The organism is Flagellimonas zhangzhouensis, from assembly GCF_900102925.1.
GTDB classification, from domain to species: domain Bacteria; phylum Bacteroidota; class Bacteroidia; order Flavobacteriales; family Flavobacteriaceae; genus Flagellimonas; species Flagellimonas zhangzhouensis.
In genome coordinates this window covers 1,444,550-1,470,829 of the sequence record NZ_FNKI01000002.1, presented here as the reverse complement: position 1 = coordinate 1,470,829, position 26,280 = coordinate 1,444,550, and the positions used below count along the sequence as shown (strand labels likewise).

General features: G+C 38.8%; 22 protein-coding genes. 10 read left to right on the top strand and 12 right to left on the bottom strand.

Translation table 11 applies throughout. The annotated features are described in order from the left end of the window. Nucleotides 1-815 (top strand): T9SS type A sorting domain-containing protein (locus BLQ18_RS13535; RefSeq protein WP_139150400.1); only part of this gene is annotated, 815 nt, incomplete at its 5' end. A gap of 125 nt (nt 816-940) precedes the next feature. Here BLQ18_RS13535 and BLQ18_RS13530 read toward each other — a convergent pair. Further along, a complete protein-coding gene (locus BLQ18_RS13530) occupies nt 941-1,684 on the bottom strand; it encodes a tyrosine-protein phosphatase (RefSeq protein ID WP_090297374.1) in 744 nt (247 codons plus the stop codon). A gap of 260 nt (nt 1,685-1,944) precedes the next feature. Between BLQ18_RS13530 and BLQ18_RS13525 the strand changes: the two genes are divergently transcribed. The 7 genes from BLQ18_RS13525 to BLQ18_RS13495 all read left to right on the top strand — a co-directional run bounded on the left by BLQ18_RS13525 (nt 1,945) and on the right by BLQ18_RS13495 (nt 9,457). Further along, a complete protein-coding gene (locus BLQ18_RS13525; RefSeq protein WP_090297371.1) occupies nt 1,945-3,219 on the top strand; it encodes a sensor histidine kinase in 1,275 nt (424 codons plus the stop codon). Then, complete coding sequence (locus tag BLQ18_RS13520; RefSeq protein WP_090297366.1) at nt 3,212-3,910, top strand: response regulator transcription factor; 699 nt, start codon at nt 3,212-3,214, stop codon at nt 3,908-3,910. Before BLQ18_RS13525 ends, BLQ18_RS13520 begins: the two co-directional genes overlap by 8 nt. A 63-nt stretch (nt 3,911-3,973) precedes the next feature. Continuing rightward, nucleotides 3,974-4,207 (top strand): hypothetical protein, encoded by a 234-nt coding sequence (locus BLQ18_RS13515; RefSeq protein WP_090297359.1) that lies wholly within the window; start codon nt 3,974-3,976, stop codon nt 4,205-4,207. A 49-nt stretch (nt 4,208-4,256) separates the two neighbouring features. Beyond that, entirely contained in the window at nt 4,257-5,021 is a 765-nt protein-coding gene (locus BLQ18_RS13510) for a hypothetical protein (protein ID WP_090297356.1), read from the top strand. A gap of 94 nt (nt 5,022-5,115) precedes the next feature. After that, a complete protein-coding gene (locus BLQ18_RS13505) occupies nt 5,116-7,665 on the top strand; it encodes a M1 family metallopeptidase (protein ID WP_090297353.1) in 2,550 nt (849 codons plus the stop codon). 132 nt (nt 7,666-7,797) lie between these two features. Next, nucleotides 7,798-8,481: a DUF6799 domain-containing protein gene (locus tag BLQ18_RS13500; protein WP_090297349.1), complete on the top strand. Its 684-nt coding sequence runs from the start codon at nt 7,798-7,800 to the stop codon at nt 8,479-8,481. A gap of 76 nt (nt 8,482-8,557) precedes the next feature. Next, on the top strand, nt 8,558-9,457 hold the full coding sequence (locus BLQ18_RS13495) for a hypothetical protein (protein ID WP_090297345.1): 900 nt from the start codon (nt 8,558-8,560) through the stop codon (nt 9,455-9,457). A gap of 6 nt (nt 9,458-9,463) precedes the next feature. Here the strand turns inward: BLQ18_RS13495 and BLQ18_RS13490 are convergent, their stop codons facing one another. The 11 genes from BLQ18_RS13490 to BLQ18_RS13440 form a co-directional block, all read right to left on the bottom strand. Beyond that, nucleotides 9,464-10,105, bottom strand: a complete 642-nt coding sequence (locus BLQ18_RS13490) for an acetolactate decarboxylase (protein ID WP_175443764.1) — start codon at nt 10,103-10,105, stop codon at nt 9,464-9,466. 109 nt (nt 10,106-10,214) lie between these two features. After that, nucleotides 10,215-10,727 (bottom strand): DUF3237 domain-containing protein, encoded by a 513-nt coding sequence (locus BLQ18_RS13485; protein WP_090297337.1) that lies wholly within the window; start codon nt 10,725-10,727, stop codon nt 10,215-10,217. Between the two features lie 65 nt (nt 10,728-10,792). Next, complete coding sequence (locus BLQ18_RS13480; RefSeq protein WP_090297333.1) at nt 10,793-11,443, bottom strand: hypothetical protein; 651 nt, start codon at nt 11,441-11,443, stop codon at nt 10,793-10,795. Then, nucleotides 11,440-12,273, bottom strand: a complete 834-nt coding sequence (locus BLQ18_RS13475; RefSeq protein ID WP_090297328.1) for an ABC transporter permease — start codon at nt 12,271-12,273, stop codon at nt 11,440-11,442. Before BLQ18_RS13475 ends, BLQ18_RS13480 begins: the two co-directional genes overlap by 4 nt. Further along, nucleotides 12,270-13,121, bottom strand: a complete 852-nt coding sequence (locus tag BLQ18_RS13470) for an ABC transporter ATP-binding protein (protein ID WP_090297324.1) — start codon at nt 13,119-13,121, stop codon at nt 12,270-12,272. The genes BLQ18_RS13475 and BLQ18_RS13470 overlap by 4 nt, the downstream gene beginning before the upstream one ends. After that, nucleotides 13,087-13,338 carry a hypothetical protein gene (locus BLQ18_RS17110; RefSeq protein ID WP_245668124.1) on the bottom strand — a complete coding sequence of 84 codons (252 nt, stop codon included), beginning with the start codon at nt 13,336-13,338 and terminating at the stop codon, nt 13,087-13,089. Before BLQ18_RS17110 ends, BLQ18_RS13470 begins: the two co-directional genes overlap by 35 nt. Nucleotides 13,339-13,791: 453 nt before the next feature. Beyond that, nucleotides 13,792-15,201 carry a purine-cytosine permease family protein gene (locus tag BLQ18_RS13460; protein WP_090297320.1) on the bottom strand — a complete coding sequence of 470 codons (1,410 nt, stop codon included), beginning with the start codon at nt 15,199-15,201 and terminating at the stop codon, nt 13,792-13,794. 45 nt (nt 15,202-15,246) lie between these two features. Beyond that, nucleotides 15,247-16,395 carry an alpha-hydroxy acid oxidase gene (locus BLQ18_RS13455; protein ID WP_090297316.1) on the bottom strand — a complete coding sequence of 383 codons (1,149 nt, stop codon included), beginning with the start codon at nt 16,393-16,395 and terminating at the stop codon, nt 15,247-15,249. A 1-nt stretch (nt 16,396) separates the two neighbouring features. After that, nucleotides 16,397-17,770: an FGGY-family carbohydrate kinase gene (locus BLQ18_RS13450; protein WP_090297312.1), complete on the bottom strand. Its 1,374-nt coding sequence runs from the start codon at nt 17,768-17,770 to the stop codon at nt 16,397-16,399. A gap of 10 nt (nt 17,771-17,780) precedes the next feature. Next, the gene (locus tag BLQ18_RS13445) at nt 17,781-19,061 is read right to left on the bottom strand and encodes a sugar isomerase (protein ID WP_090297308.1); all 1,281 of its coding nucleotides are present in this window, start codon (nt 19,059-19,061) and stop codon (nt 17,781-17,783) included. Nucleotides 19,062-19,142: 81 nt separating this feature from the next. Further along, a complete protein-coding gene (locus tag BLQ18_RS13440; RefSeq protein ID WP_090297303.1) occupies nt 19,143-21,242 on the bottom strand; it encodes a bifunctional aldolase/short-chain dehydrogenase in 2,100 nt (699 codons plus the stop codon). A 96-nt stretch (nt 21,243-21,338) separates the two neighbouring features. Between BLQ18_RS13440 and BLQ18_RS13435 the strand changes: the two genes are divergently transcribed. Continuing rightward, on the top strand, nt 21,339-22,367 hold the full coding sequence (locus BLQ18_RS13435) for a GntR family transcriptional regulator (RefSeq protein ID WP_090297300.1): 1,029 nt from the start codon (nt 21,339-21,341) through the stop codon (nt 22,365-22,367). A gap of 159 nt (nt 22,368-22,526) precedes the next feature. Then, nucleotides 22,527-26,264, top strand: coding sequence for a family 78 glycoside hydrolase catalytic domain (locus tag BLQ18_RS13430; RefSeq protein ID WP_090297297.1), 3,738 nt, complete (start codon nt 22,527-22,529; stop codon nt 26,262-26,264). Nucleotides 26,265-26,280 lie beyond the last annotated feature (16 nt).

Below are 26,280 nucleotides of genomic sequence, written 5' to 3'. Positions count from 1 at the left end.
ATGGGAACAGTTCAACAGAGGCAGATCCAGTTCATACCTATACATCTGCAGGTGTTTACATAGCAGAGCTCACGGTAACCGATGGTGAAGCCCAGACGGATACGGATACGGTGACCATAAGTGTTACAGGTCCAATAACCGAAGGTGTTTTGAGTTTTACATTGATTGATGCATTAAATAATTCTGATATGTTTGAATTGGTGGATGGTCAAGTGCTAGATTTCGGAACTACCGGGGGATTAGACCTTAATATCAGAGCCAATGCATCGGAGAATACAGGAAGAGTATCGTTTGTTCTTACGGGTCCGGTGTCTAACACCAAAAGTGAAGGAGTGGCACCATACGCGCTATTTGGGGACATCTCTGGAAACTATAACCAAGTGGATTTGCCATTGGGAGATTATATACTAAGTGCCACCGGGTCCAGTGGGGGAGTAACCATTGGTCAGCCATTGACGATAGAATTTTCAATTGTTTCAGGTGCAACAGCTAAAGGAATTGATTCTCAAAATTTAGAGGAATCATTGGATAGTATGGGAAATGTTGATGAGGTTATCCCATTCGATATTATTTTATATCCAAACCCAGGAGCTACTCAGATAACTATTTCAACAAAGTCACTTATTTCTGAAGTTATGGATATCAGAATTTTTGATTCAACAGGTCAATTGGTTCGTTCTTTTAGTCCTACAGAGTTTAAAGATGGAAGTGACTATACGTTACCAATACAAAGTTTGCAAGCAGCTGTTTATCATTTAGGAATTTTGACCCAAGATGGCAAAACATATTTCAAGCAAATGATTGTTAGAAAATAAGATTCAAATTTCACCATAATTAAGATCAAGCCCTTCTTTTGGCATATTACTGAAAGAAGGGTTTTAATTTTAGAGGACTATTGTGCTGTACAAGCCGAAGTGCTTATTCTTTTCAAAGGAAAACCTTAATAAAAAGTTTGGATGGTATTCTCTATAATAGGAAGTAACTTATCGAGAGTTTTGTTGGATAATTTAATATTTTTAAGCAAACTTAAATGTCTTTGGTTGTGAACATCAGTACCGACAAAATCAATTAACCCATCACTTAAGAGTTTCTCAGCAGTTTTTTGCACATTACTACCATAAGAATCAGAGCTAAGGGACAATAGATTCAATTGAAATTGAATACCATTGGCTTTCATCAATTCATATTTTCCATATTTACCATGAAAATACATGTATCGCTCAGGATGAGCTAAAACAGGAAAATATTTGTTTTTGGCAATTTTATCTACCGCAATATCAAAATTAAAAGATGGTTGCAAATATGACATCTCTACAAGTAAGTGATGCTTTCCAATAGGCAAAACTTCATCTTTTGCTAAAATGGTTTCAAAATTATCATCAATCATATGCTCTGCAGCATAATCAATCTGAAAATCAGAAATACCTTTTTTATCTAACTCATTAGATAATAATTTATATGAATCGGATATAGTCCTAGGCGTATTGTCATAAAGATTATTCATTATATGCGGAGTGCAAATGAACCTCGTCATCCCAAATTCGGAGAAAGATTTGAGCAATGCGATGGATTCTTCCACCGTTTTAGCCCCATCGTCAATTCCAGGGAGAATATGATTATGGATATCCACCAATCCATGAAGATAATCCACCATATAAACTTTTTTCTGGAAAAAACTGATCATGCCTAAAATTTGGATTGCAAAGATAATCGATAAACAACTTTAAAGGGAATCTATAGGAAGTAAAACAGTTACAAACAAAAAACCGACCAGAAATTGGTCGGTTTAATGGATTCGCTACTATATATGTCTTAAATAAACTTTATCAAATTTAATCTTTAATATAAAGCACAGGGATTAACAATAGATCAAAAAGGTTAATGAAAGATTAATAGGATTAACCAATGGGTAAATTGATGCTATTTTTTTGTTTACTTCGCATAATGCCGACTAAAAGAAACATTTATATTGTAGTATTTATCATGTCTGTGATAGGACTTTTGGTGGTGCAATATCAATTTTTAAAGGTTGGTTTGGGATTGGCAAAAGCGCAATTTTCAGAGAAGATTGATATTGCTAGAGATCATATAAATAGTGAATTATCCGAATTAAACTCTTTGACCTATACCTTAGGTAATGCCATACAAAAAGATACCTCCGAGTTAAAAATTGGTCTGGATAGTCTTCAAAAAGTTTCCCAATTTTATTTGAACGATTATGTGGAATATCAATTAGGGGTTTCGGGGATAGACGCCCCGTTTTCTTATAGATTGTATTCACGTGATTCCATAACCTACCTCACTTCCGTGGATTCTTTTAAAGCGGATGACGAAATGCTTACCTATCCCATTAAATTGGAAGGGTATTTACCCGAATTGCTGGAAAAGGAAATTATCCTCGAATTGGGTTTTAACGACCTGAACAAATATTTTATGGGTCAATTAAATGGGTTAACCATACCAGGTCTTATTTTCTTATTGTTGATTATAATCGTGGTGATTTGGGTACTTCGTTCTTTTTATTGGCAAAGTAGTATTATTACCACCACTAACGACTTTATTAATAATCTGACGCACGAACTCAAAACACCAGTTTTTTCAATTGGATTGGCCACCAAAATATTGGAAGAAGATTTGCCTGAGAACAAAAGAACAATAGTGGAATTGATCAGACGTGAATCTGATCGTCTTAAAAAGCACATAGATAAGGTATTGGAATTGGCCAGTTTGGAATCGGGCAAGAATGTGCTTCAGTTTTCAACCTTTGATTTTAGACATGAGTTGCAACGTATTTGTGAGGATTTTGCGCTTTTGGCTAAACATGATGACATGGCGTTTCAATTTGATTTGGAGGAAGGTAATTATCCAATTCGGGCAGAAAAATTCCATTTGGAAAATGTAATTGTCAACTTACTGGAAAATGCAAAAAAGTACTCTGATTACCCCATTATCAAATTAAAATCTTACAAAGTAAGAGGAAGGCTGAACATCGAGATATCTGATAATGGGCAAGGCATAGCTAAACAAGATACAAGCAGAATATTTAGAAAATATTATCGGATTAAAAATGGAGATGTACATAAAGTAAAAGGCTATGGTTTGGGTTTGTATTATGTGCAAAAGATAATAAAGATGCACCGTGGTAAAATTGGGGTAGAAAGCGAATTGGGAAAAGGAACAACTTTTACCATTTCCCTAAAATTGTTGAAAAATGGATAAAAAGTACAAATTGATTTTGGTGGAAGATGATAGCTCGTTGGGGTATTTGCTTTCAGAATATTTGGGAATGAAGAATTTTAATGTGGTATGGGCGAAAACTGCGGAAGAGGCCATTGTCAAAACCAAATCGAATGCCTTTGACCTAGCCATTTTGGATGTAATGCTGCCTGATATGGATGGTTTTGAACTATCACAAAAAATAAAGGGGATAAATCCAGAACTACCTTTTCTATTTTTAACGGCACGTTCGCTCAAGATTGATGTGCTGAAGGGGTTTTCTTTGGGGGCTGTGGATTATCTTAAAAAGCCCATAGACGAAGAAGAATTGGTGGTCCGCATTAATGCTTTGCTATCCCGCTTGTCCACATCCGAAGAAGAGGAAGAGCATGCATCTGAATATTATATGGGAGATTATACGCTAAATATGGACAATTTCGAGTTGAGATATAAAAATGAATTGATAAAACTAACGGGCAAAGAGTTTGACCTTTTGGCCCTTTTGGCCAAGAATCAAAATCAATTATGTACCCACAAAGAAATTTTGACCACCATTTGGGACAAGAACGATTACTTTAATAAAAAGAGCTTAAATGTTTTTGTTTCACACCTAAGAAAACACTTGGCTAAGGATAAGAGATTGAGCATTGTTAACGTAAACCGAAGAGGGTTTATGTTACGGGTAGAGGAGTAGTGCTGTAAAGCTTGGCTTAATTTTTGATAATTAATTTGCAACCAACCAAGCGCTTTTATTATCATGTTCAAAATTTTTAAAATTCCCCCAGTAAAGCCCTCCTTATGTCAATTGGATAATTTGTATGCTCAGTCGATTTGCGAATTATCCGTGCCACAACAAATAGCCTATTGTAAAAGACTTATTGAAAGTTCCCAATTTTATCTAACACATTCCTGCTCTAAAAAGGAAATCCCTTACCTAAAGGAACTCATTGATGCCGCAGATAGGGAGCTTCAACTTTTGTACGATAGGTGATATTTTAAGCTTCAAAAATTGTAAGTTTAGGGTCGAAAAACTCCTCAAAATGAAGAAATCGATTCTATTCCTTGCCCTATTTTCAATCTGTATAAATGTATTTGCTACCGAAACCAAACTAATGGTTCGGGCAAAAGCAAAAGATGCCAAATTTGTGGGCAGTTCCATCGGTGGGGCATATGTAATTGTTAGAAATAGTTTGAATGGCCAAATATTGGCAGAAGGAAAAACTACGGGCAGTACAGGAAATACGGGATTGATCATGAAAAGTGCCCATGAGCGTTTCACCTTATTGTCAGATGAAAAAACAGCAGGATTTCTTGCTGTTATCGATATTGACGAGCCCACTTATGTAAATGTGGAAGTAGTCTCACCAGTAAACAAAAAGAACGCTCAGGTTAAAGCAAGCACCCAACTTTGGTTAATTCCAGGTAAGGATATTTTAGGAGATGGAGTAGTGGTGGAGATTCCTGGATTTGTGATTGATATTTTAACACCTAATACCCATCAATACATAGCATTGGAATCGGTTGTAAAGACAGGAGTAAAAATTGAAGCCAATATTGTGATGATGTGCGGTTGTCCCATTGAAAAGGAGGGAATATGGGATTCAAACCAAATGGAAGTTAAGGCCTTAATACAAAAAGATGGTAAAAATATGGGTGAAATCACCTTGACGAACCCCAAACAAAATACCTTCGACGGTCAGTTGGAAATCAAAGAAACTGGGTATTACCAAATCACAGTGTACGCTTATAATGCCACAACAGGAAACACAGGAGTGGATAAAATTAATTTTGTTGTAAGAGACTAAATTAAGATCAACCTGTAAGTTTTAATTAGTGTTTAGTTTGATTTCTTAATTTTTGGTACCTTTTGGCCTTAAAATCAACCTTCTTGCTTTGAAAATGAAACTAATGTTCCCCCTTGCATTGGTACTTTTCGTATCATGTCAAAATACACCCGATATAGATTTGTTAGATGTGGGAATTCCATTGGAAATGGCCACCTATCGTAAACAACAGGTTTCCGATGTAGTTTACGCCTTATCCTTTAATATTCCTGAAGAGATTGAGAATCCGATCTCATCCACTTTAGTACTCGATATAACAATTAATGACCTATCCCAACCACTTTATTTAGATTTTAATGCTGATGCCCATCTTTTAAAAAGGCTTGTAGTTAATGGGGAAAATCAAAAGATTGTTCATCAAAAAGAACATTTGATCATTACGGAAAACCTTCAGAAAGGAGAAAACCACATAGAAATTGGTTTCAATGCGGGTGAATTATCCCTTAATCGAAATCAAGATTTTTTGTACACGCTTTTAGTGCCTGACAGAGCAAGTACATTATTTCCTTGTTTTGACCAGCCCAACATCAAGGCGAAATACATTTTGGATGTGATTGCACCAAATGATTGGACGGTAATTACTGGTGCCCCATTAAAAGTCAAATCAAATGAAGAGGAGGGGCGAGTACATTTTCAGTTTGAAGAAAGTGACCCTATGAGTACATATTTGTTCTCGATGGTAGCAGGAAAGTTTCAAACCGTGACTGAAAACCCAGGATTTTTTGACATGACCTTGTTGTATCGGGAAACGGACACTGCCAAAGTCGACTATAGCATTCCCGTTATTTATGATTTACATCAAAGGTCCATCGATTTCTTAAAGGGATACACCAACTACGATTTTCCCTTTAAAAAGTTGGATTATGCTGCAATTCCAGGATTTCAATATGGGGGAATGGAGCATGTAGGCGCTATACAATACAACCAGAATTCCATTTTTATGGATGAAAGTGCCACCGAACGCAGACGCATGGGTGGCGCAAAGCTCATTGCTCACGAAACATCCCATATGTGGTTTGGCGATATGGTCACAATGGATTGGTTCAATGATGTATGGATGAAAGAGGTGTTTGCCAATTTTATGGCAGATAAAATTGTAAATCCAACCTTTCCAGATATCAACCACAAGTTACAATTTATGATTTCCCATTACCGTGGGGCGTATGGCGAGGATAGAACCAGAGGTACCAATCCTATCAGACAAAAGCTTGATAATTTAAAGAATGCGGGCAACCTTTATGGTGGCATTATTTATAATAAAGCTCCTATAATGATGCGTCAGTTGGAAGCTACTTTGGGAGAAGCTGAATTTAGGGAAGGCATTCGAGAATATATTGCCAATTATGCTTATGGTAATGCTACTTGGAACGATTTGGTGGATATTTTGGACAAAAGAAGCACAAAGGATATCAAAAAATGGAGTGAAGTTTGGGTAAATCAATCAGGAAGACCCATTATCAAGCAAGACATTAGTTATGCAGATGGTAAAATCAAAAACTTTTCCATTTCACAGCAAGCTGAGGATGGCAGCGATAAATTTTGGCCACAAACCTTTGAAGTTTCATTGGTGTATAAGGACAGTACCCATGTGATTCCTGTAGACATGGATAGCAAAAGCATAGCTGTTGCATCTGCCGAGGGAATTGCCAAACCCGATGCTATCATCTATAATTCAGATGCTTTTGGTTACGGTCTGTTTCCAATTAGTATGATAGATGCCCATGTGATACCCTATTTGGAGCATGAAGTAGCAAGGGGATATGCCTATTTGAACAGCTATGAAAATACCTTGGCTGGCAATTTTAAGCCTCATGAAAATTTGGATTTATTGATGACGGGTATTCAAGAAGAGGAGAATGAGTTTATTCATGGAATGATCTGTGGCGAGACAAGTAGCATTTTTTGGAATTTTCTAACACAAGAAGAACGCGAAGCCCAACAGCCTATCATAGAAAATATTTTATGGCAACAACTCCAAAAACAAAACAAGGATGCCAACATTAAAAAGAACATTTTTGATATTTGGAAAGGACTAGCCTATTCCGATGAGGCAAAAGAAAAGTTATATCGTCTTTGGAGCAAAGAGTTGGAGATAGCTGACTTAAAGCTCAATCAAGATGATTATACTGGGATGGCAATGAGTTTGGCACTTTACGGACATGAGGATGCCCAGAATATTTTGGTCACTGCTAAAGGGGAACTAACGAATCAGGATAAAATCGATCGATTTGAATTTTTTATGCCTGCACTTTCTTCCGATAGTTTGGTGAGGGATGCATTTTTTCGCTCTTTGAAAGAAGCTAAAAATCGAGAAAAGGAATCTTGGGTTTTGACTGCTTGTGATTTTATCCATCATCCATTACGCCAAGAAACGGCAATAAAACATGTGCCCATGGCCTTGGATTTATTGGAGGAAATCCAACAAACAGGTGATATCTTTTTCCCAAAACGATGGCTGTCTTCAACAGTAGGTCAATATCAATCTAAAGAAGCTATGGAATACGTGAACGAATACCTATCATCACATCCCAACCTTCAACCTGCATTAAAAGGAAAGCTACTTCAGGCCACAGACGATTTGTATCGTTTTGTAAATCAGCATTAAAGCCTATTTATGTAACTAATGTTACTTTTTAAAGATTATAAATAGCTGAAATACAGTTATTTATGACTAAAATCATAGGAATATTAATAATCCACATCTAACTTGTGCCTTTAATTTTTTAAAGCGAGTACCATGAAAAAGATTTTAATGCTGGTGTTCGTTGTTCTGGGAACAGTGACACTTATGGCACAAGACAGGGATAGGGACAGAGTCCAAGATCCCGATCAAGACCGAGACCGTTTAATGTTGGTTGATGGCGATGTTCTTCAAATTCGCGATCGAGACCAAATTCGTTTGCAAGACCCCATAACCTTAAACGATGGAACGGTGGTTAACCCCAATGGAGTTTATTTTACAAGAGATCGTGACAGATTAAGATTGAAAGATGGAGAGTGTTTGGACAACGATGGAATAATGTACCGAAACGAGTATCAGTATCGGTATAAATTGCAACAATCCGATAAAGGATTGACCAATGCCCAAATTCAACAGCGTAATCAAAACAGGTATCAATTAATGATGATTGATGGGGAAGTGTATCAGATTAGTACACAGTCTCAAAACAGGTTGCAACAACGCCTTGAATTGGCGAATGGAGGAACCATTGACCCTGATGGAAGCTACATGACCCAAAACCGTCAACAGTTGAGATTAGCAGATGGTGAATGTTTGAACTTGGCTGGTGAGAAATTCACCAACATGTACCAACACCGTAAAATGATGTTGCAAAAAAACATGAAGTCCATGAAAAACATGAAATCAAAAAAGGCAATCAATAAGACTTCTTTAAAAAAGAAAAGCGGTCAAATCATGTGATTGTTTGGGATTAAAAAGGGCCGTACCGCATGGGGTTGGGGTATGGCCCTTTACTTCACTTTTAGAATAAAAAAACATGAAACGTTTTTTACTCATAGGTTTACTATTGGTCACTACAAGTATTATTGCCCAAAAGACTGAAAAGGATAAGTCCGATCCTGAAGATTCCTATCTGTTGCTAGATGTTAGTTTTATGAACGACGCAGTATTTATGGGTAGGCGCGACTCCATTGCTGCTCCTTACCTTTTACCCTCTATTGGATATTATGACAAATCTGGTTTTTTTGGAGATGCCACGGTTTCCTATCTCAGGAGTTCAGGGGACCAACGCGTGGACTTAGTGTACTTGACCAGTGGTTATTTATTTGAATCTGATCCATGGAGTGGTGGAATCTCAGCTACGGCTTACTTTTACAATGAAGAAAGTTATAATGTCCAATCTGAAGTGGTTGCCGATATAACTGGACTGCTGAGTTACGACTTTAAATTATTGGAATTGTCACTGTATGTCAGCTCTTATTTTAATAAGAACAGTTCTCCCGATTTGTTTTTGGGAGCTATTTTGGATAGAAGTTTTTATGCTTTGAATCAACACTTGATTATTGCTCCACGAGTTTCAGTGTATGCAGGTTCTCAATATTTTTATGAAGCGTATTATTCCACAAGTAGATTCGGAAACCGAAAGAGTAGTGGAAGTGGACAAGGCAATGGTCAGGGTGGAACAACGGATTCGGGAACTGAAGTGACCTCCGTGCAAATTTCAGAAGCCGCTGAATTCAATGTGCTGAATATAGAATTGAGTCTTCCGTTTCAATATCATTTTGACCAGTTTATAGTTTCCTTTACTCCATCTTGGGCATTTCCGCAAACCAGTGCTACGCTAACCACGGAAACCGAAACTTTTAAGGAAGAACTTGAGAATACATTCTATTGGTCCGTTGGATTGAGCTATTGGTTCAACACAAAGAAAAACTAGGAATTCCTATTTTTTAGGCAGGTACAATTTGAAGGTTTTGCCTTTGGTAGTAATTTCATCCAAATGTCCCATAAACGACTTGTCTTTCATCAAAAAATGAACATGGACAAAACCGTCCATATGGGTAAAAACCCCTTGATGATGTTCCGAATAAAAGCCGATAAATTCTCCTTTGGTGTCTTCAAAAGAAAACTTTTGAGATTTAATGCCATCTCTGTAACCTTCCACCTCGGGTAGGCGAGGAGTTACAATATGAGCTGATAGAGCATCAAATTCACCTTTAATTTTAAAAGCGAAGGGTTGTTCTAAATCATATCCATTTGCTTTGGCCATTTTAGCAACTGCCTCTTGAATATTTTGTACACTATTAAAATCCCCTTCAATGGTATAAACTTCCCAAGAACCAACATTGGAGTAAACAAAAAATGGCGATTTTATGTTCCAGTTCTTATCAACTACATATGCTCCATCGACAAATGCGGAAGCATAATAGGGCTTACCATCCACAACGGTAATTTCCCCTTTCATTTTATCATAAGGACCCATACCGTATAAGTGCTTTTTCGTGGAAATTGTATCCAAATCCATGTTGAGATCATAGGTGCTTCCCATATCTTTCATGGCTCCAACAGCATAAACTTTTGGCATTTGGGCACTCAATTGCCATGCGAAAAAACTGCACAAGACTAAGGAAAGGATTGTTTTAAAGTTCATATTAGCTGCTAATGTGATTTAAGTTTTATTTTTCGAATTAGATTTAGAGTACTTTCCAGACTTTAATTGATACTGCATTAGGTAAGCGTTCTCCTGTACAAATATAAATAGCATCGTTGAGCCAGCCATATTTACCATTTTTATCTGCTTCAAATTTGGGGATGGCCCTAAAATAGTATTGGTCGGAACCAACTTCCTTGCCCTCGGCCAAAAGTTTGGCTACCTCGGGTGAAGTTGCTCTCACTCCTGTGTTTTTAATATATATGATTTCCCCATCATCGGTTTTAAATTGATAATGTGCTTCTAAATCGGTTACACCATCGGGTCTTAGGGTTTGCCAATCTGATCCTCCTTTTAAAATGGTTCCTTTTATTTTTGGACCTTCTACTGTTCCACCGACGATTGGAATAATTCTACGGGTGCCCAGGGCTGTTTCTCCTACGATCATGGCGGGTTCCAAAACAACTTGCAGTTCACATACATATTCTAATTCTGGGGCCTTTTGTGTATTTATAAAGGTGGAAATCAAGAAAAAAAGCAGATAAAATCGTTTCATAATGGTAGTTTGTTAGTTGTTGAATTATAACGATTGCATTTGAACTGAATTAGTTATAAACTCCTTTAGTTTATTATATAATTGCTGATCAATAGCGTGATTTTTCCTGTTTTGGTATCCATTTGTCGCATGGTTTTGCGGTCTATATCCGTATCACTTCCCATAAAATTTAGTGGGATTTTTAATTTTTCAATTGCAAATGATACTTGGACTTGGTTCGGAAGTATTGCCTCTAAATCAGGGTATTCCATTTCCAGCGCATAGGTGCCGTTTTTCTTTGTGGTAATTTCGGATGCCGCAATGCGTTCATTTTTCACATCGAGATATAAAGTGGCCAATGCCATATCTGATTTGTTATCGGTAGGGATAACATTAAGGACCTTTACCTGTTTGTTGTTTTTGGTTTCAATACCTCTATCAACCGTAATAAACGGATGTTCGAACAGTTCGGAGAAGGCAAAATCCAATCCTCGCTTGGGCAAAACCACAAAATCATCACTTGAGAATTTGGTGTCCTTTCCCTTGGTGTAATGCATGGATGCGTACTTGGTGGGCATATTGATAAATGCGGCATCGAGGTCGAGCTGCAATTCTGCTGAAAACTCATTAATGGCATCCATTCGCGATTTAATTTTAAGTAAATCACTATCTATCTCCTGAGCAGAAATACAGGTGAGTCCAAAAATGAAAAAAAACAATCCAAACAATTTTTTCATCCTACATCCTGTTTTTTAAAATAATATGTCCCAATAAGGACAACAAGTATAATGTATATGCCCAGTACTGAATTATCCAACAAAATGGACGAAACATCCACTTCATAATCAAAAAAACGCTGCCACGAATTGGTGAGTTTTGGAAAGAAGTAGCTTTCTACTGCTCCCAATCCAAATTTGGCTTTTAAAAGTAACGAACTCAAAATAAGAAAGAAAGCAGAAGCAATCCATGTTTTGGCAGATTCTTTTAGAAAAATTCCCAAAGTGATACTTACCGTGGTAAAAAATATCATACTTATGGTCCCAGAAGCAAATGCAAAGCATATGCGTTTGAATGCCTCTTCTGATGGAAAAAAATTAAGGGTACCCAAATACACGACTAAATCACCAGTGCCAAATATGCCATAAGCCAAAACAAAGGTGGTGATCATGAGCAACAAAAGCATCAGTACTGTGAAAATCAAGGAAGCTATGAATTTAGCTAAGATGAGTTTGCGTTTGTCTACCGCTTGGAGCATCAATGTTTTTAATGTTCCATTTTTGTATTCATCAGTAATCAAAGAGGAACTCACAATCATTAATATAAGGGGCAGGTTAAACCAAAGGGAATTTAAAACGATGTATAAAAGCAGATTACCATTCAACAGATTTCCTTCAAAATAAAATGACTGCTGAAGGTTTTCAAGAAGTAAATCTAAAATTTCCGCTCCCTGATAATAAGCAGCCACCAAAATGATCAGTTCAATCAAGAGTACCGCGGCAATGGCATACCAAGTTTTACTTTCTCGAAATAGCTTAAAAAGCTCAGTTTTTAATAGCGGTAACATCATTTGGAAACTGGATTTAATAGTTGTTCCAAGGTAATGTTGGGCACGCAAGAGGTCACTTTAAATCGATCATCCAATAAGCTTTTTAGAATTTCCGAGATGGCTTCACTGTCGCATTTAATAGTAACTTTATTTTTCTCTTTTTGAACTATATAGGATTGAATAAAATCTGAATTTTCAATGTTTTTACCTGTGATGGTATAAATTGTCACTTGGCTGTCTATAATATCTTGAGTAAGTCCTTGATTGATGATTTTGCCGTTGTCAATAATGTACAAATCATCACATACTTTGTGCAATTCCGCCATAAGATGCGAAGAAAGTAAAATCGCAATTTTTCTATTGGCCAATTGTTTGATAAGCTTGCTCAAAGAAGCTACTCCAGTGGGGTCTAGTCCAGAAAAAGGTTCATCTAGAATTAAAATATCTGGGTTGTTGAGCAAAGCAATGGCAATTCCCAATCGTTGTTTCATACCCATGGAAAAATTACGAACAGGGTCTTTACGGTTTAAAGGAAGACCTACTTCTTTTAGGCAATTTTCCAAAGTGGTTATGTCCGTAGGGGCGCCTTGTATTTGAGAAAAAACCTTGAGGTTGTCATAAGCATTCAAATAGGTATACAATCCAGGTTCTTCAATAACTGCACCAATGGGTTTCTGTTTTTTTGATGCTATGGAAACCTTCCCTGCATCGGGTGTAATTAAACCACATAAAATTTTAAAAAGGGTGGTTTTTCCTGCACCATTGCGCCCCAAAAGTCCGCTTATTTGACCTGAATTTAAATGAATGGAGGCGTTGTCCAAGGCCTTCCCAGATTTATAGGTTTTGCTTAACTGGGTAGCCTTTAACATTGGTGGTATTTGATTTTTGGGCGATTCGATATTGGTATTTGGGTTTGTAATATTTCTCTAAAAAAGTTCTGGACCAAAAATGTTTTCTAAAAAGAAATAACGGGTCTTGAATCATAAATTGAGGTATAAAATGATACCATTTGATCCCAGATTTAGCAAAATGATTTTGCATTTTATCCTCCATACCCAATTCCTTTGCAGCTGTAGATAATGCCATACGTTGACATTTACTACCCTTATAATAATCGGCAATTTTAGGAGAGAAACCATGGTCGAAAAGATGGTCTTTAAATCGCTTGTAATTTTGAATTCGAGACCAAATATCCATCAATACCAAAAAAATATGTGTAAAGGCAAATAAAACAGAGCCAAACCAAAAAACAATTAACACAAGCGAATTGCTAACCAATGCTCTTTGAAAAAAAATATAGTAAACGTAGGTCTCAACAATAAAAAGTAAAAGGGCACCAAAAAGTAATTTTCCTACGTTCCAGTAGGAAACAAGAATACTGGGCTGCTTTGGTAATTCGCTAAAACGCATGCTAGTATGGGAGTGTTACTTACAAGTATAGCAATTATTTGATTACAAAGCTTTGGTTTTCAGTTAAAAAATGTGCTGTTTGTTATGAATAATGTATGAAAGGTAAAAGAATATTTCACCTTTTAAATTTTAAACTGCTTTGGCTTGCTTTTTTGATAACAACAAAAACAATCCACCGCATAACAACCAAGCAGGTAGCGTCATAAACGACAAGAACACATCGAAGGTTATGGACACAAAATAGCAAAGTCCAAAACTGATGGCCCAAGCCCAAAAAACAGCTCGATTGAACTTTACATTCATTTTTTCAGCATAATCTATAATGATATTGGCCTTTTTACCATAGAAATGTTCAAAGACGATGATAGCACCCATTGGAGCCAAAATAAAGCCGTAAAGGGCAACAAAATCCAATAATTTCATGGCAAATGCAGGAAATAATCCCGCCAAAGTAGCAACACTTCCCGCGATAATGGTCACCCAAAAAGTCGATGTTTTAGGAATAATCGCCTGAAAAGCCAATCCTGCCCTATAAATAGTTGGGTTTGCAGTGGTCCATCCAGCTAAAACCACAGCAATGGCACCAAAAATTCCCAATGCATTATAGGCCAACGGTCCTGGAGCAACCGTAGGGGCGCTTCCACTTGCCAATGTAGCCTGTGCCTCTGGTGATTTTAAATAAACTGCGTATAACAAAGCTGCAGCAATCCAAGCCATGTAATGACCAACATACATTCCAGCAGCAGTGGTCCAACCAGAACTAGCTTTTTTTGCAAACCTGAAAACGGACAGATCGGACATCCCTACGTGCATGGCTGCATTGGCAAACCATGACCAAATCGCCACATGCCAAAACGTATATTTTATTTGACCAGGAAAAGGCTCGCTTCCTTCACCCCAAATGTTCCAAAAATCAGAAAAGCTGTGAACGTCCAAATCTCGCAAAGCCACAATGCCACTTGCCAAGAATGCCAGAACAATTATAGGTGCCATAAAATTGGCAGCTTTGGAAACGGTCTCATAACCTTTGGCCGCAATAATGGAAATCACCGCTCCAATTGCCAGTACAATCACAATCCAAGTGATTCCATTAGGCATGGTATCCGTTAGTTTAGGCATTTCCATATTAAAAGGTATACCCACCGCAGTGGCAGATACGGTTATCATCGCCCCAGCTAGGAAACAAAACAAAATACCATTGGCCAAGTTGTAACCGATGACCAATTTTTTACCCACTATTTTTTCCAATTGATAGTAAAGGGTTAAACGGTATTTTACGGCAATCTCAGCGGTTAGAAAACGCCAACTCAATACAGCCAATAAATTCCCTAGAAGTAATCCAATGATCAAATCGAAAGCACTAACACCAGTGGTTAAAAATAGGGGGCCAATTACAAATTCGGTACCTGCTGCATGTTCACCAGCATACATCCCCAAAAAACTTTTCCAAGATTTTAATTTGGATGATGGTACTGGTTCTCTCTCGAATTCACCACCTGCGATTTCTTCGATTTCCTCTTCAATATTATATTGGCTCATGTAGTTTGGTTTGTTAAGTTAATGTGCTTGTGCGTTTGTAGTTTGTTAGGTGATCAAATGTTGATGCAAGTCTTCGATATTCTCGCAACACAATTGATCCATAATTTGTTGTAGTTGCACTTTTAAAATGGTCATGGTGTGATCACCACCTTTTTTGCCCATGGCAGCCGCTCCGTACATAAAAGAACGTCCCATAAAGGTGAATTCAGCGCCTGATGCCAATGCTCGGGCCATATCTGGTCCAGAGCGCATACCACTGTCCATCATTACGGTAATTTGGTCCTTGTATTTGGCGGCAATTCGACTTAATGGAGCAACGGTAGATTCACCCGCATCCAATTGTCTTCCTCCGTGGTTGGAAACAATAATGCCATCAAAGCCCAATCTAATGGCTTGTTCGGTATCTTCTTCGGATGCTACGCCTTTCAATACCAATTTGCCTTTCCATCTATCGCGGATAGGTTTGATACGCTCTTCGTTCAATCGACCCGAAAAGGTTTTATCCATGAATTTTCCCAACTGTTTTAGATTGAGTCCCTCTGGGGTATATGGTCTTAGCGTTTCAAAAGTGGGAATCCCGTGTTTTAGGGTTTGAATGGCCCAATTGGGTTTGCCCAAAATTTGAAGAATATTGTTTAGCGTCATTTTAGGAGGAAGTGCCAATCCGTTTTTAAAATCCCGTGGACGGTACCCGAAGGTGGGAACATCACACAGTAAGACCAAAACAGGGCAATCTGCAGCCGCTGCTCGGTCAATAATGTCAAATCTAACAGCATCTTCAGCAGGATTGTACAGCTGAAACCATGCTTTGCCCTCAGTTAATTCACTGGCTCTTTCAATATCCATAGTGGTTACGGTACTCAGGATAAAAGGAAGATTGTGCTTATGGGCGGCTTTTGCCAAAATTTCTGGCGAATTGGGCCACATCAATCCTTGCAATCCCACTGGTGCAACCCCAAAAGGGGCATCGTACTCATGTCCAAAAAGGGTGGTTTTGAGCGTAGAACCCTTAAAATCTTTAATGTACCTAGGTTTTAGGGTAATCTCCCTGAGTTCTGATGTATTTCGGTGTAGGTTGATGTCTTCGTTACATCCGCCATCCAAATATTCAAAAGCAAAACGAGGGATGCGTTTTTGTGCTTTATCCCTTAGGTCATCTACGGAAGGGTATCGGGTATCAAAACTTAGGGCCATATTAGTTTATAATTAAAGGTCTGTGCTTTTTTAGGGCATAGTTATTTTTTAGAAATTTTTGGTCCAATTCAATATCGGAAATAACAATCGCTGCTCCAAGGGCAGAACCCAAAGAAGCGTCGGTAGTTTTTACTTTCATATTCTTGAACCCTCGAGCCAACAATTCCACGAAAATTTGATTGTTGGTAAATCCGCCATCAATGTACAATTGCTTTATTTTGTCTGAACCTATAGCTCTTTGAATGCTTTCAATTTGAAGTTCTACCAATTCCATCATCAATTGGTGGTAGGCTTCTTCATAGTTTACAAATTCCATAGGAGCAAGGTCATCTGGACTTTGAACGTCTAGACTTGTCCATCGGAACTTATGCTTGAAATTGCCCTGTAGATTTTGATAAAGCACTGGGTCGAAAGACACAGATTTATGATGGTCTTCGGAAACCCTAAAAAGTAGGGCCAATTCCTTTATTTTTTCATTGTATTCGTTCCCCAAAAACAAGCGTGCGGCTTTTACGGGTTCCCCATTGATTCGCATGTAGTTGATACAATTGGAAGCAGTATCCTCTTGTGTCAAAAGTTCTTTGGAAAACGGATTTAAGGCAATGCTCCAAGTTCCTGTGGAGAGCAGCAAGAATTTTTTATCAATACTTCTAATGTAGGGCAATAGTGCAGAGGAACTGTCATGAATTCCAACGCCAATTTTAAGTTTGTGCCCCATGAGTTTGGTGTTGATGCTCGTTCCCGTATCAACAATGGGAGGCAAGATTTTATGGATGTCCTCTTGATACACCCAATCGTGGTAATCTTGTTTCTCGTAATTCCAAAGTGCGGTGTGACAACCTATGCTGGTATACTCACTCACTTGAATTCCAGTAAACAAATAGCTTAGATATTGTGGTAAATGCAGGGAGCATTTAATTTTTGAAAACAGCTCGGGTTTTTCATGTTTCAACCAATAGAGTTGAATACCAGAGTTGAGCATGCCCTCTTTTGTAGTCCCTGTTTCCCTGCTAAATGTGATTTCAGGACCATATTTTTCATAAAATTGGTCGATGACCTCTTCTTTGATGGGCTTGGTGTAGTTGTACAATGGAGTCACCACATTGCCCATGTCGTCCAAATGCACAAAGCTTGCCCCGTAGGATGAAAAATTTACGGCAGTTACATAATAGGTTTTAGATGTAAGGATGTTATGAAAGGTTGACTTTATCCAATTTTGTAGTTCGGTCAAATTTTCAGTAGGATGATCGTCTTCATCAACAATGGGTTCCAAAAAGGTGTAATCCCGATGGACTTCTTTAAAGTCCTTATCAAAAAGAAAAAACTTTTTATTGGTCTTTCCGATATCAAAAACCGCAATTACATCTTTCCCCATTACAATTCGATTATAGTCCTGTAGCCATTGAATGTTTGCCTCGTTCGTCTACCAATTTGTTTCTAACATCCATTTGACGATAGGTTTGCAATGGATTTATAGCTCCTCCGTTTAAGACTCTTGCTTTTTCCAACAACGGACGTACATCGGTAAGGTAGGCTTCTTGTAAAATCTCTTGGCACAAAGTAACGTCATGATTACGTTGCGCTTCGCGAAGTGCTTTTTGGTCTACCAACAATGCTTTTGCGTATGCTGAATTAATAGCTTCCAAGGATTGCATCAGATCCTCCATTGGATCCTTAAGGTTGTGACTTGCATCTATCATCCAAGCTGGGTAAGGGTTTTGCGGATTGTTTTCCATTCCATACACCAACTCATTAAAAATCAAGAATAGGGAATAGGGTTTAATGCTGCCTACGGTAAGGTCGTCGTCTCCGTACTTACTATCATTAAAATGGAAACCACCCAATTTACCTTTTAGCATCAAAGTGGCTACAATCTGCTCAATGTTGGTATTGGGTAAATGATGCCCCAAATCCACCAAAGTGTAGGCTTTTGGTCCACATTCGTTGGCCAACATAAAAGAAGTGCCCCAATCTTGGATCACCGTACTGTAGAAATAAGGCTCGTAAGGTTTGTATTCGATAAAGAGTTTCCAATCTTCAGGAAGCTCTGCGTAAATCTGCTTTAAACTGTCCTGTGTATTTTTTAATACGGTTTGAAAATTGTTCTGTCCTGGAAAACTGGACCCATCGGCCAACCAAACGGTCAAGCTTTTGGAGCCTAATTGCTCTCCCAATTTAATGACATCAATATTGTGTTGAATTGCTTGTTGACGGGCATTATCGTCCGTGCTGCATAGCGAACCATATTTATAGGAGTGTTCTTGGTTGGGTTGATCTTGAAAGGTGTTGGAGTTCATCGCATCAAACTGAAGCCCCAACGATTTTGTAAGTGACTTTATTTTTTCAGCATCTTCTGGCACATCCCAAGGAATGTGCAATGAAATGGCACCCGCTGATTGGGTCAACGCATGGATCAATCCAACATCTTCAATTTTTTGTTCTAAGGTTCCTGGTTCTCCATAATAAGAGAATCGACCAAATCGTGTACCTCCAGCACCCAAGGCCCAACTGGGAATAGCAACTTGAAAGTCGCTCACTTTTTTAATGATGGTATCCACATCAACCCCTTTTTGAATGAGGGAATTTGCCGTGAAATCGAACCGTAAATTATGCTGATCTAAATTATTTTGATTGTGTGATGCTATGTTTTCCTTATCAATGATCATAGGATGGTCTAATCTTTAAAAACCGCAGACCATGGATGGCCTGCGGCTCCCTGAATTTAACTAAACTTTACCAACTCTTAATTATCGTACGAAGGCGTTGGCCATTCCTCCGTCAACATTAATAATGTTACCAGTACTTTTATCCAATAGGCCAACAAAGGCAAATACACCATTGGCAATATCTTCTGGATAAATTATTTGGTTGAGTAGATTTCTTTTGGCGTAGTGTGCGGGAAGTTCTTCCACAGAAATACCATAGGCTTTGGCGCGACCTTCGGCCCATTCGCCCTCCCAGATCTTGCTTCCTACAATCACTCCATCAGGGTTAACGGTATTCACGCGGATTCCTTTTCCGCCTAGTTCGGCCGCAAGTAGTCGAACCATATGCTGTTGAGCAGCTTTAGCTGTTCCATATCCTACATTGTTTGGTCCAGATACTAATCCGTTCTTACTTGCAATACTGATGATGTCACCTCCCAAATCTTGTTTGTTCATGATATCAACACCTTGCTTGAAGAGCTCAAACTGACCTTTTACCAATACATTTTGTAGTAAATCCCAATCTTTCTCGGTAGTTTCTTCCAATGGTTTTGAAATGGCCAATCCAGCACTGTGAATTACCAAATCCACGCCTCCAAATTCAAGACATGCCGATTTATAAGCTTCTGCAATGGATTCTGAACTGGTGACATCGCAAACTGCATAGCTGGCAACGTCTCTTGCGTAAGTTCCAACAGCTTCTTTCAATCGGTCTTCCGCAATGTCGGTCAAAACTACATTGGCACCGTGTTCTGCCAATTTATCTGCAATAGCTTTACCAATTCCACCACCAGCACCAGTTACTAAAGCAACCTTTCTGGATAATGGTTTTTCTTTAGGCATACGCTGCAATTTCGCTTCTTCCAACAACCAATACTCAATATCAAAAGCCTCTTGTCTAGGTAAAGAAGTATATTCTGTAATAGCTTCTGCACCGCGCATTACGTTGATAGCGTTGATGTAGAATTCACTCGCCACACGGGTGGTCTGCTTGTTCTTGGAGAAACTGAACATTCCAACCCCAGGATAAATGATGATGACCGGGTTAGGATCTCTCATTGCTGGACTGTTGTCACGTTTGCAGTTCTCGTAATATTCCTTGTATTCGTTTCGGTATTGCTCAAATGCTGGATTCAGTTGTTTTAAAACTTCATCTGCATCGCTCAAATCTTGATCTGGGCTTAATTGCAATACCAACGGTTGAATCTTGGTTCGTAGAAAGTGATCGGGACAGGAAGTTCCCATTGGAGCCAATTTCTCCAAATCGTTGCTGTTGATGTATTCCATCACCACATCGGAATCAGTGAAATGTCCGATCATTCTGTTTTCTGAGGAACAAAGACCACGAAGCAAAGGCATTAATTGTGCTGCTTTTTCTTTTCTTTCATCAGCAGGTAAAGACTGAACTTTTTGCCCGCCAAAAACACTGCCTTTCTCCTTTATTTTTTTCTCAATATAGTCAGATGCCATTTCAATTACCTCCAAACTATTGATGTAACACTCAAAAGATGTATCTCCCCAAGTGAATAGACCGTGGCTACCCAAAACAATACCGCGAATTCCGGGATTGTCGTTCAAGCATTTTTCCAATTGAAGACCTAGGTCAAAACCTGGTCTTTGCCATGGCACCCAGCCCATAGTGTCTCCCCAAATTTCTTTGGTTACTTGCTCGCTATCTTTTGCGGCAGCAACGGCAATAAGTGCATCTGGGTGTAAGTGATCTATGTGTTTAAAAGGAAGCAATCCGTGCAATGGTGTGTCGATTGATGGGGCGCGACTGTCCAAATCATAAATACAATGGTTGAAAAGTCCAACCATTCTGTCTTCATCATGCAATCCTTTATAGACTTTCTTTAAATTCCGTAAGCGTTCGGTATACAAACCTGCAATTCCTGATCGGGTTAGGGTTCCTATGTCGCCTCCTGATCCTTTGATCCACATGACTTCAACGTCTTCATTGGTAAGCGGGTCTTTTTCTATGGTCTTACAACTGGTGTTTCCACCACCATAGTTCGTAATCCTTAAATCGGAGCCCAAAATATTGGACCTATATAGGAAGAGGGCCACTTGGTCGTCGCCAAGTTCCAAGGCCTTTTGTTCGTCCCATAGATAATCCACGTGTTTAAAAGTTTTAATCCCCATCAGGTAATTTTTTATATTATTGTTGGTAAATGTAGTTACGCAATTTCTATTAAGTGTTCTGCACTGTTAGGCAAAACTATCCTTTAAATTAGTAAAATGCTCCGATTGATAGACATAAAAGAAGAATCTAAAGTACCCAAATACAAGCAAATTGTCGATTCCATATTGGCCGCCATAGAAAATGGTAAGATCAAATTGGATGACAGGTTGCCCTCTGTGAACGAACTTTTGATTGAATTTGATATTTCTCGAGATACCGTTGTTCGGGCATATGATCATTTAAAGAAGAACAAGATCATTGTTTCGGTTCCGGGAAAGGGCTACTACATTAAGCAGGATCAATTGGCACTAAAAGCAAAAGTGTTTTTGTTGTTCAATAAATTGAGCCCGCACAAAAAAATTATTTATGATGCCTTTGCAAAATCGTTGGGCGATAATGCGACCATCGATTTCTTTATCTACGAAAACAATTATAGGCATTTTAAGGAGTTGATCATGGACTCCAAAAAGCGATCCTATACCTATACCCATTATGTGGTGATCAGCCATTTTGAAGAGGGTGGGGATGATGTGCTAAATTTTATAAAAGAGGAAATTCCTTTGGAAAAGCTGATTGTTTTGGACAAACGATTGGATGGACTTTCCAAACAGGTTTCCTGCATCTATCAAGATTTTGAGAAAGATATTTATTCTGCTTTGGTTGAATTGAATTCCAAGCTCAGAAAGTATAGCAAGATCAAACTTTTACTTCGTCAAAAAACGTATCATCCTCTTGAAATTAAAAAAGGTTTCATTAAGTTCTGTGGTCAATACGCTTACGATTTTGGCATTATTGAAGAAATTGAATCTAGTAAGATTGAACCCGAAACGGTCTATATCAATCTTAAGGAGAACGATCTGGTAACCTTGATCAAAAAGATAAAGCAAACAGAGTACGAGCTGGGTAAAGATGTCGGCATCATATCTTATAATGAGACTCCCCTAAAGGAGGTGCTTTTGGATGGTATTACGGTGATCTCCACCGATTTTGAAAACTTGGGTAAAAAGGCTGCAGAAATTGTATTGAACAACCAACCCATTTATTCGGATAATCCATTTTATGTGATTCAGCGAAACTCACTTTAGGGCTTGATTTTCTGATACATTTATCAGAACAGTACAGAATGGAACGGATGGTATATTCAACTATCTTAGCAAGATAGCGGATGCTTTATTTTTTTGAGAATTTGAATTTTTTGAACTCAAAAAGCAGCCTTGCACACATAACTAAACAAACTTCACACCATGAAATTACTTTCCAAAGTATTCACTTCCCTTTGTTGCTTAGGGTTGTTAATAGTGACTTCTTGCGGTTCTACAGACACTGAAATTATCAATTTAAGAGTAGGTTATGCAGAAGAACCATTGGCAATCGAGGATAAAAACCCTCTTTTTGGTTGGCAAATGAAGTCAGAAAAAACAGGACAGGAACAAACTGCTTATCAAATTAAAGTTGCTAAAGAAGACGGAACAGCTGTTTGGGATAGTGGAAAAGTAGCAAGTGGTTTGTCCAATAACATAGGATACCAAGGTGATGATTTGGAAGCAGAAACGGCTTACGAATGGCAATTGACCGTTTGGGATGTGGATGGCAAGAGCTACACCAAAAGTTCAAGTTTTGAAACGGGTTTAATGAATCCTGATTTAGCAGCTTGGGATGGAGCTCAATTTATAGGAACCAATGCATTGACATTGGATGCCGCTTCGGCCATACTTTTTGATCTGGAAACCGACATTCAAATTGTGGAGGGGAATACGGCATCTTTGATTATTGGAGCTAATGATTTCAGGTTCAACGATAAATTCCAAAACATCAACAATGCGGAGGGAGAAAACTATTTACGCATTCAAATTGATGTTTCTGGTGTAGGAACTGCCAAAGGAGCAGCCATCCATTTGTATCGCGTCGGGTTCTCCAAAGAGGATTCAGCGGATACTCCATATATGACGATTTCTAAGGTGAACTACCCTGGGAGTAATATCAATCAGTTGCTTGCTTCGGCCAATAGATCTAGCGCCAACAATTTTAAAATCAATGTCAGTGCTAGTAATATTCTGATTAAAATCAATGGAGAGACTTTGCTTTTGGAGCCAGAAGATCCCAATAATCCCATACCACCTCAATTTAGAAATTATGGATTCAATGTTACTGGCACCGATGGAGGTGGTAACTATTTAACGTATCCCCATATTAATTCTATTGGTTTTGCTTCTGAACCCGGTAGTAAAGCCATCTTTAAAGAATACAAAATTTCAAATGCTGGTAAAAGCAATCCAGAAAATAATTTGGTTTTTGGAAAGGAAACAGGAGCAACCTATGCTCTTTTTGAAAGTTTTGAGGGGGTGACAGTTCAACCTGATGGCAGTATCGAAGTGAGTAATACCTCTGATGAAACTATGATAGACTACGCAGATCCAAGTTTCGGTTCTGCCACGATGTTGAGATCTAATTTTACTACTGAAGACAAAAACATTGCCAAGGCAAAATTGTATGTGACTTCAATGGGTTCCAATGAAGTGTACATTAATGGAGAAAGAATAGGAGAGGACTGGTTTGCTCCAGGAGCTACACAGTTTCGCGAAACATTAGGGTATTTTGCCTACGATGTTACCGAAAACATCACCACGGGAGAAAACACCATTGGATCATTGATTTTTCCAGGTTGGTACACCGGTTATATGACCTACACTCCCAATAACTTCAACTTTTTTGGAGATACAGAGGGCTTGTTGACCAAATTGGTCATCACTTTTGATGATGGTAGCGAACAAACTGTTGTGTCCAATCCAGAATCATGGAAAATATTCACCGAGGGACCTGTGGAATATGGAAGCTTTTTCCAAGGAGAACGCTACAATGCGCTTAAAGAAGAAAACATAGCCGTAGAGGGTAATGTGTTGGGGTGGTCCACCACCGCTTATGATGATTCAAAATGGACAGAGGCCGAGGTGGTGAAACCCAGAGAGTGGATAGATTTTGATATTGTTTCCCGCTATGATCGTCCAGTGAGGGTGGTTGAGCAGTTAAAGGCCAAGGAAGTAATGGAAATACACAGTGAAGATGAGACCACCTATACGTACAACATGGGTGTAAACATGGTTGGGGTCCCTTCCATCACTGTGCCCGAGGGATGGCTCAAAAAAGGTGATACGGTTGTTTTGAGATATGGAGAACAATTGTATCCCGGATTGGACGGAGACGAACAACAATATATCGACATGTATGGTTACGACACTGGAAAGGGAGTAGCTGGTCGCATTCTAACAGAAAACTATCGAGCAGCCATGGCTACCGACTTTTACATTGCAAAAGGAGAGGGGCAAGCTACAATTCAACCAAGAACAACCTTTAGGGGATACCAGTACGTTCAGGTAACCTTGCCAAGCCATGTAGGGGCATTGCCTTTGGAAAATGTAGTAGGACTTTCACTTTCTTCAGATAAGTTGCCATCTGGAACCTATGTGGCCTCTACAACAGATGAAACTACCGGAGAATTGGCGAATCAACTCTTTAAAAATATTCAGCGCAGTCAATTGGGTAATTTCTTCACTTTACCAACCGACTGTCCTCAGCGAAATGAGCGTATGGGTTGGACAGGAGATGCACAAGCTTATACCAGAACGGGGACTTATAATTCTGATACCTATAATTTTTTCAGGCAATGGATGGTAGCTCTGCGAGATGATCAAGGGGTAGGAAGCGATACCGAAGCAGCTGGGGGAATTGGCAGTACGGTTCCAACTTACAACATGTCCGACGACACCACTTTTGCCGATGGAACCACTTGGGCAGCAGCCGTTTGCATGGTGCCTTGGCAATTGTATGTGCAGTACGGCGACACTAAAGTGATTGAGGAAAATATGGAAACCATGCGCCAATGGTTGGAGGGTATGGATTATTACGATTTTAGTGAAGAATTCCCACATCTATCCTCTAAAACCACTGGACTTGCCGATTGGTTGGCCATGGATAACAATACACCTCCAGAATTGGTGAACAATGCCATCTACATTTATATGATGGAGGTTACAGCAATAATGGCAGATGCCATCGGGGAAGCTGAATATGCCAACACACTCAAAGATCGTCACCAATTGGCCAAGGAGGAATGGAACCAATTGTTTGTTGATCCTGATTCAGGAAGAACAAAAAATCTACAAGGCTTTATTGTGCATTCACAATCTTCCTATGCCACACCACTTAATTTTAATGTGTTCAGCGATGAAAACAAACCCAAAGCGGAAGCATTATTGGCAGGATTGGTTGCTCAACCATCAACCAGTAATACAACGGCAGATGGTACACGTGTGGTCTATCCAGGGAGACAAGGTCCGTTGGGTGGCTTTGGAATGAACAGTGAACAGGTTACAGAAGATTTCTTGCCCTACACCATAACCACAGGATTTTCTGGAACACCAAATATTTTGCCCTCACTTAGTAGAGGTGGAAAAGTGGATGAAGCCTACAAATTATTTTCCAGTACGGATTATACATCCTGGTTGTATCCAGTTACAAAAGGGGCAACATCTATTTGGGAGCGTTGGAATGGATTTAAAGCAGCTTTTAAGGAAAACAACGAAAACCGTATGAATTCTTTCAATCACTTTGCTTTGGGTGCTGTTGGACAATGGATGTACGAATTCCAATTAGGAATTACCACGGACCATATAAATGGGCAAGCGGGATACAAGGATTTTGTGCTTCAACCCCAAGTAGCTGGTTCGTTTGAAGCTTTAACTGGAAGTTATGATTCCAATTACGGTAAAATTTACAGTAGTTGGACCTCTGATGGTTCTGGAAACATGACCTCTTATAATGCTACCGTACCTGCCAATACCAAAGCAACGCTCTATTTGCCTATGGATGTGGATGGAAAATCAATTTCAATGGAGGGTGTTTCTTATAAAGGCACGGAAGAACGAAACGGTATTGAAGTTGAGGTATTTGAATTGAGTTCAGGTACTTACGAATTCACAAAGTAATTAAGACAAATTGCCA

What these genes read in the sequence shown, in the direction of transcription:
- BLQ18_RS13440 (WP_090297303.1), bottom strand. Translation starts at nt 21,242, where the DNA reads ATGGGGATTAAAACTTTTAAACACGTGGATTATCTATGGGACGAACAA.
- BLQ18_RS13530 (WP_090297374.1), bottom strand. Translation starts at nt 1,684, where the DNA reads ATGATCAGTTTTTTCCAGAAAAAAGTTTATATGGTGGATTATCTTCAT.
- BLQ18_RS13450 (WP_090297312.1), bottom strand. Translation starts at nt 17,770, where the DNA reads ATGGGGAAAGATGTAATTGCGGTTTTTGATATCGGAAAGACCAATAAA.
- BLQ18_RS13495 (WP_090297345.1), top strand. Translation starts at nt 8,558, where the DNA reads ATGAAACGTTTTTTACTCATAGGTTTACTATTGGTCACTACAAGTATT.
- BLQ18_RS13500 (WP_090297349.1), top strand. Translation starts at nt 7,798, where the DNA reads ATGAAAAAGATTTTAATGCTGGTGTTCGTTGTTCTGGGAACAGTGACA.
- BLQ18_RS13475 (WP_090297328.1), bottom strand. Translation starts at nt 12,273, where the DNA reads ATGATGTTACCGCTATTAAAAACTGAGCTTTTTAAGCTATTTCGAGAA.
- BLQ18_RS13455 (WP_090297316.1), bottom strand. Translation starts at nt 16,395, where the DNA reads ATGGCCCTAAGTTTTGATACCCGATACCCTTCCGTAGATGACCTAAGG.
- BLQ18_RS13460 (WP_090297320.1), bottom strand. Translation starts at nt 15,201, where the DNA reads ATGAGCCAATATAATATTGAAGAGGAAATCGAAGAAATCGCAGGTGGT.
- BLQ18_RS13515 (WP_090297359.1), top strand. Translation starts at nt 3,974, where the DNA reads ATGTTCAAAATTTTTAAAATTCCCCCAGTAAAGCCCTCCTTATGTCAA.
- BLQ18_RS13510 (WP_090297356.1), top strand. Translation starts at nt 4,257, where the DNA reads ATGAAGAAATCGATTCTATTCCTTGCCCTATTTTCAATCTGTATAAAT.
- BLQ18_RS13485 (WP_090297337.1), bottom strand. Translation starts at nt 10,727, where the DNA reads ATGAAACGATTTTATCTGCTTTTTTTCTTGATTTCCACCTTTATAAAT.
- BLQ18_RS13445 (WP_090297308.1), bottom strand. Translation starts at nt 19,061, where the DNA reads ATGATCATTGATAAGGAAAACATAGCATCACACAATCAAAATAATTTA.
- BLQ18_RS13480 (WP_090297333.1), bottom strand. Translation starts at nt 11,443, where the DNA reads ATGAAAAAATTGTTTGGATTGTTTTTTTTCATTTTTGGACTCACCTGT.
- BLQ18_RS13520 (WP_090297366.1), top strand. Translation starts at nt 3,212, where the DNA reads ATGGATAAAAAGTACAAATTGATTTTGGTGGAAGATGATAGCTCGTTG.
- BLQ18_RS13470 (WP_090297324.1), bottom strand. Translation starts at nt 13,121, where the DNA reads ATGTTAAAGGCTACCCAGTTAAGCAAAACCTATAAATCTGGGAAGGCC.
- BLQ18_RS13505 (WP_090297353.1), top strand. Translation starts at nt 5,116, where the DNA reads ATGAAACTAATGTTCCCCCTTGCATTGGTACTTTTCGTATCATGTCAA.
- BLQ18_RS13435 (WP_090297300.1), top strand. Translation starts at nt 21,339, where the DNA reads ATGCTCCGATTGATAGACATAAAAGAAGAATCTAAAGTACCCAAATAC.
- BLQ18_RS13430 (WP_090297297.1), top strand. Translation starts at nt 22,527, where the DNA reads ATGAAATTACTTTCCAAAGTATTCACTTCCCTTTGTTGCTTAGGGTTG.
- BLQ18_RS17110 (WP_245668124.1), bottom strand. Translation starts at nt 13,338, where the DNA reads ATGGCATTATCTACAGCTGCAAAGGAATTGGGTATGGAGGATAAAATG.
- BLQ18_RS13490 (WP_175443764.1), bottom strand. Translation starts at nt 10,105, where the DNA reads ATGCCAAAAGTTTATGCTGTTGGAGCCATGAAAGATATGGGAAGCACC.
- BLQ18_RS13525 (WP_090297371.1), top strand. Translation starts at nt 1,945, where the DNA reads ATGCCGACTAAAAGAAACATTTATATTGTAGTATTTATCATGTCTGTG.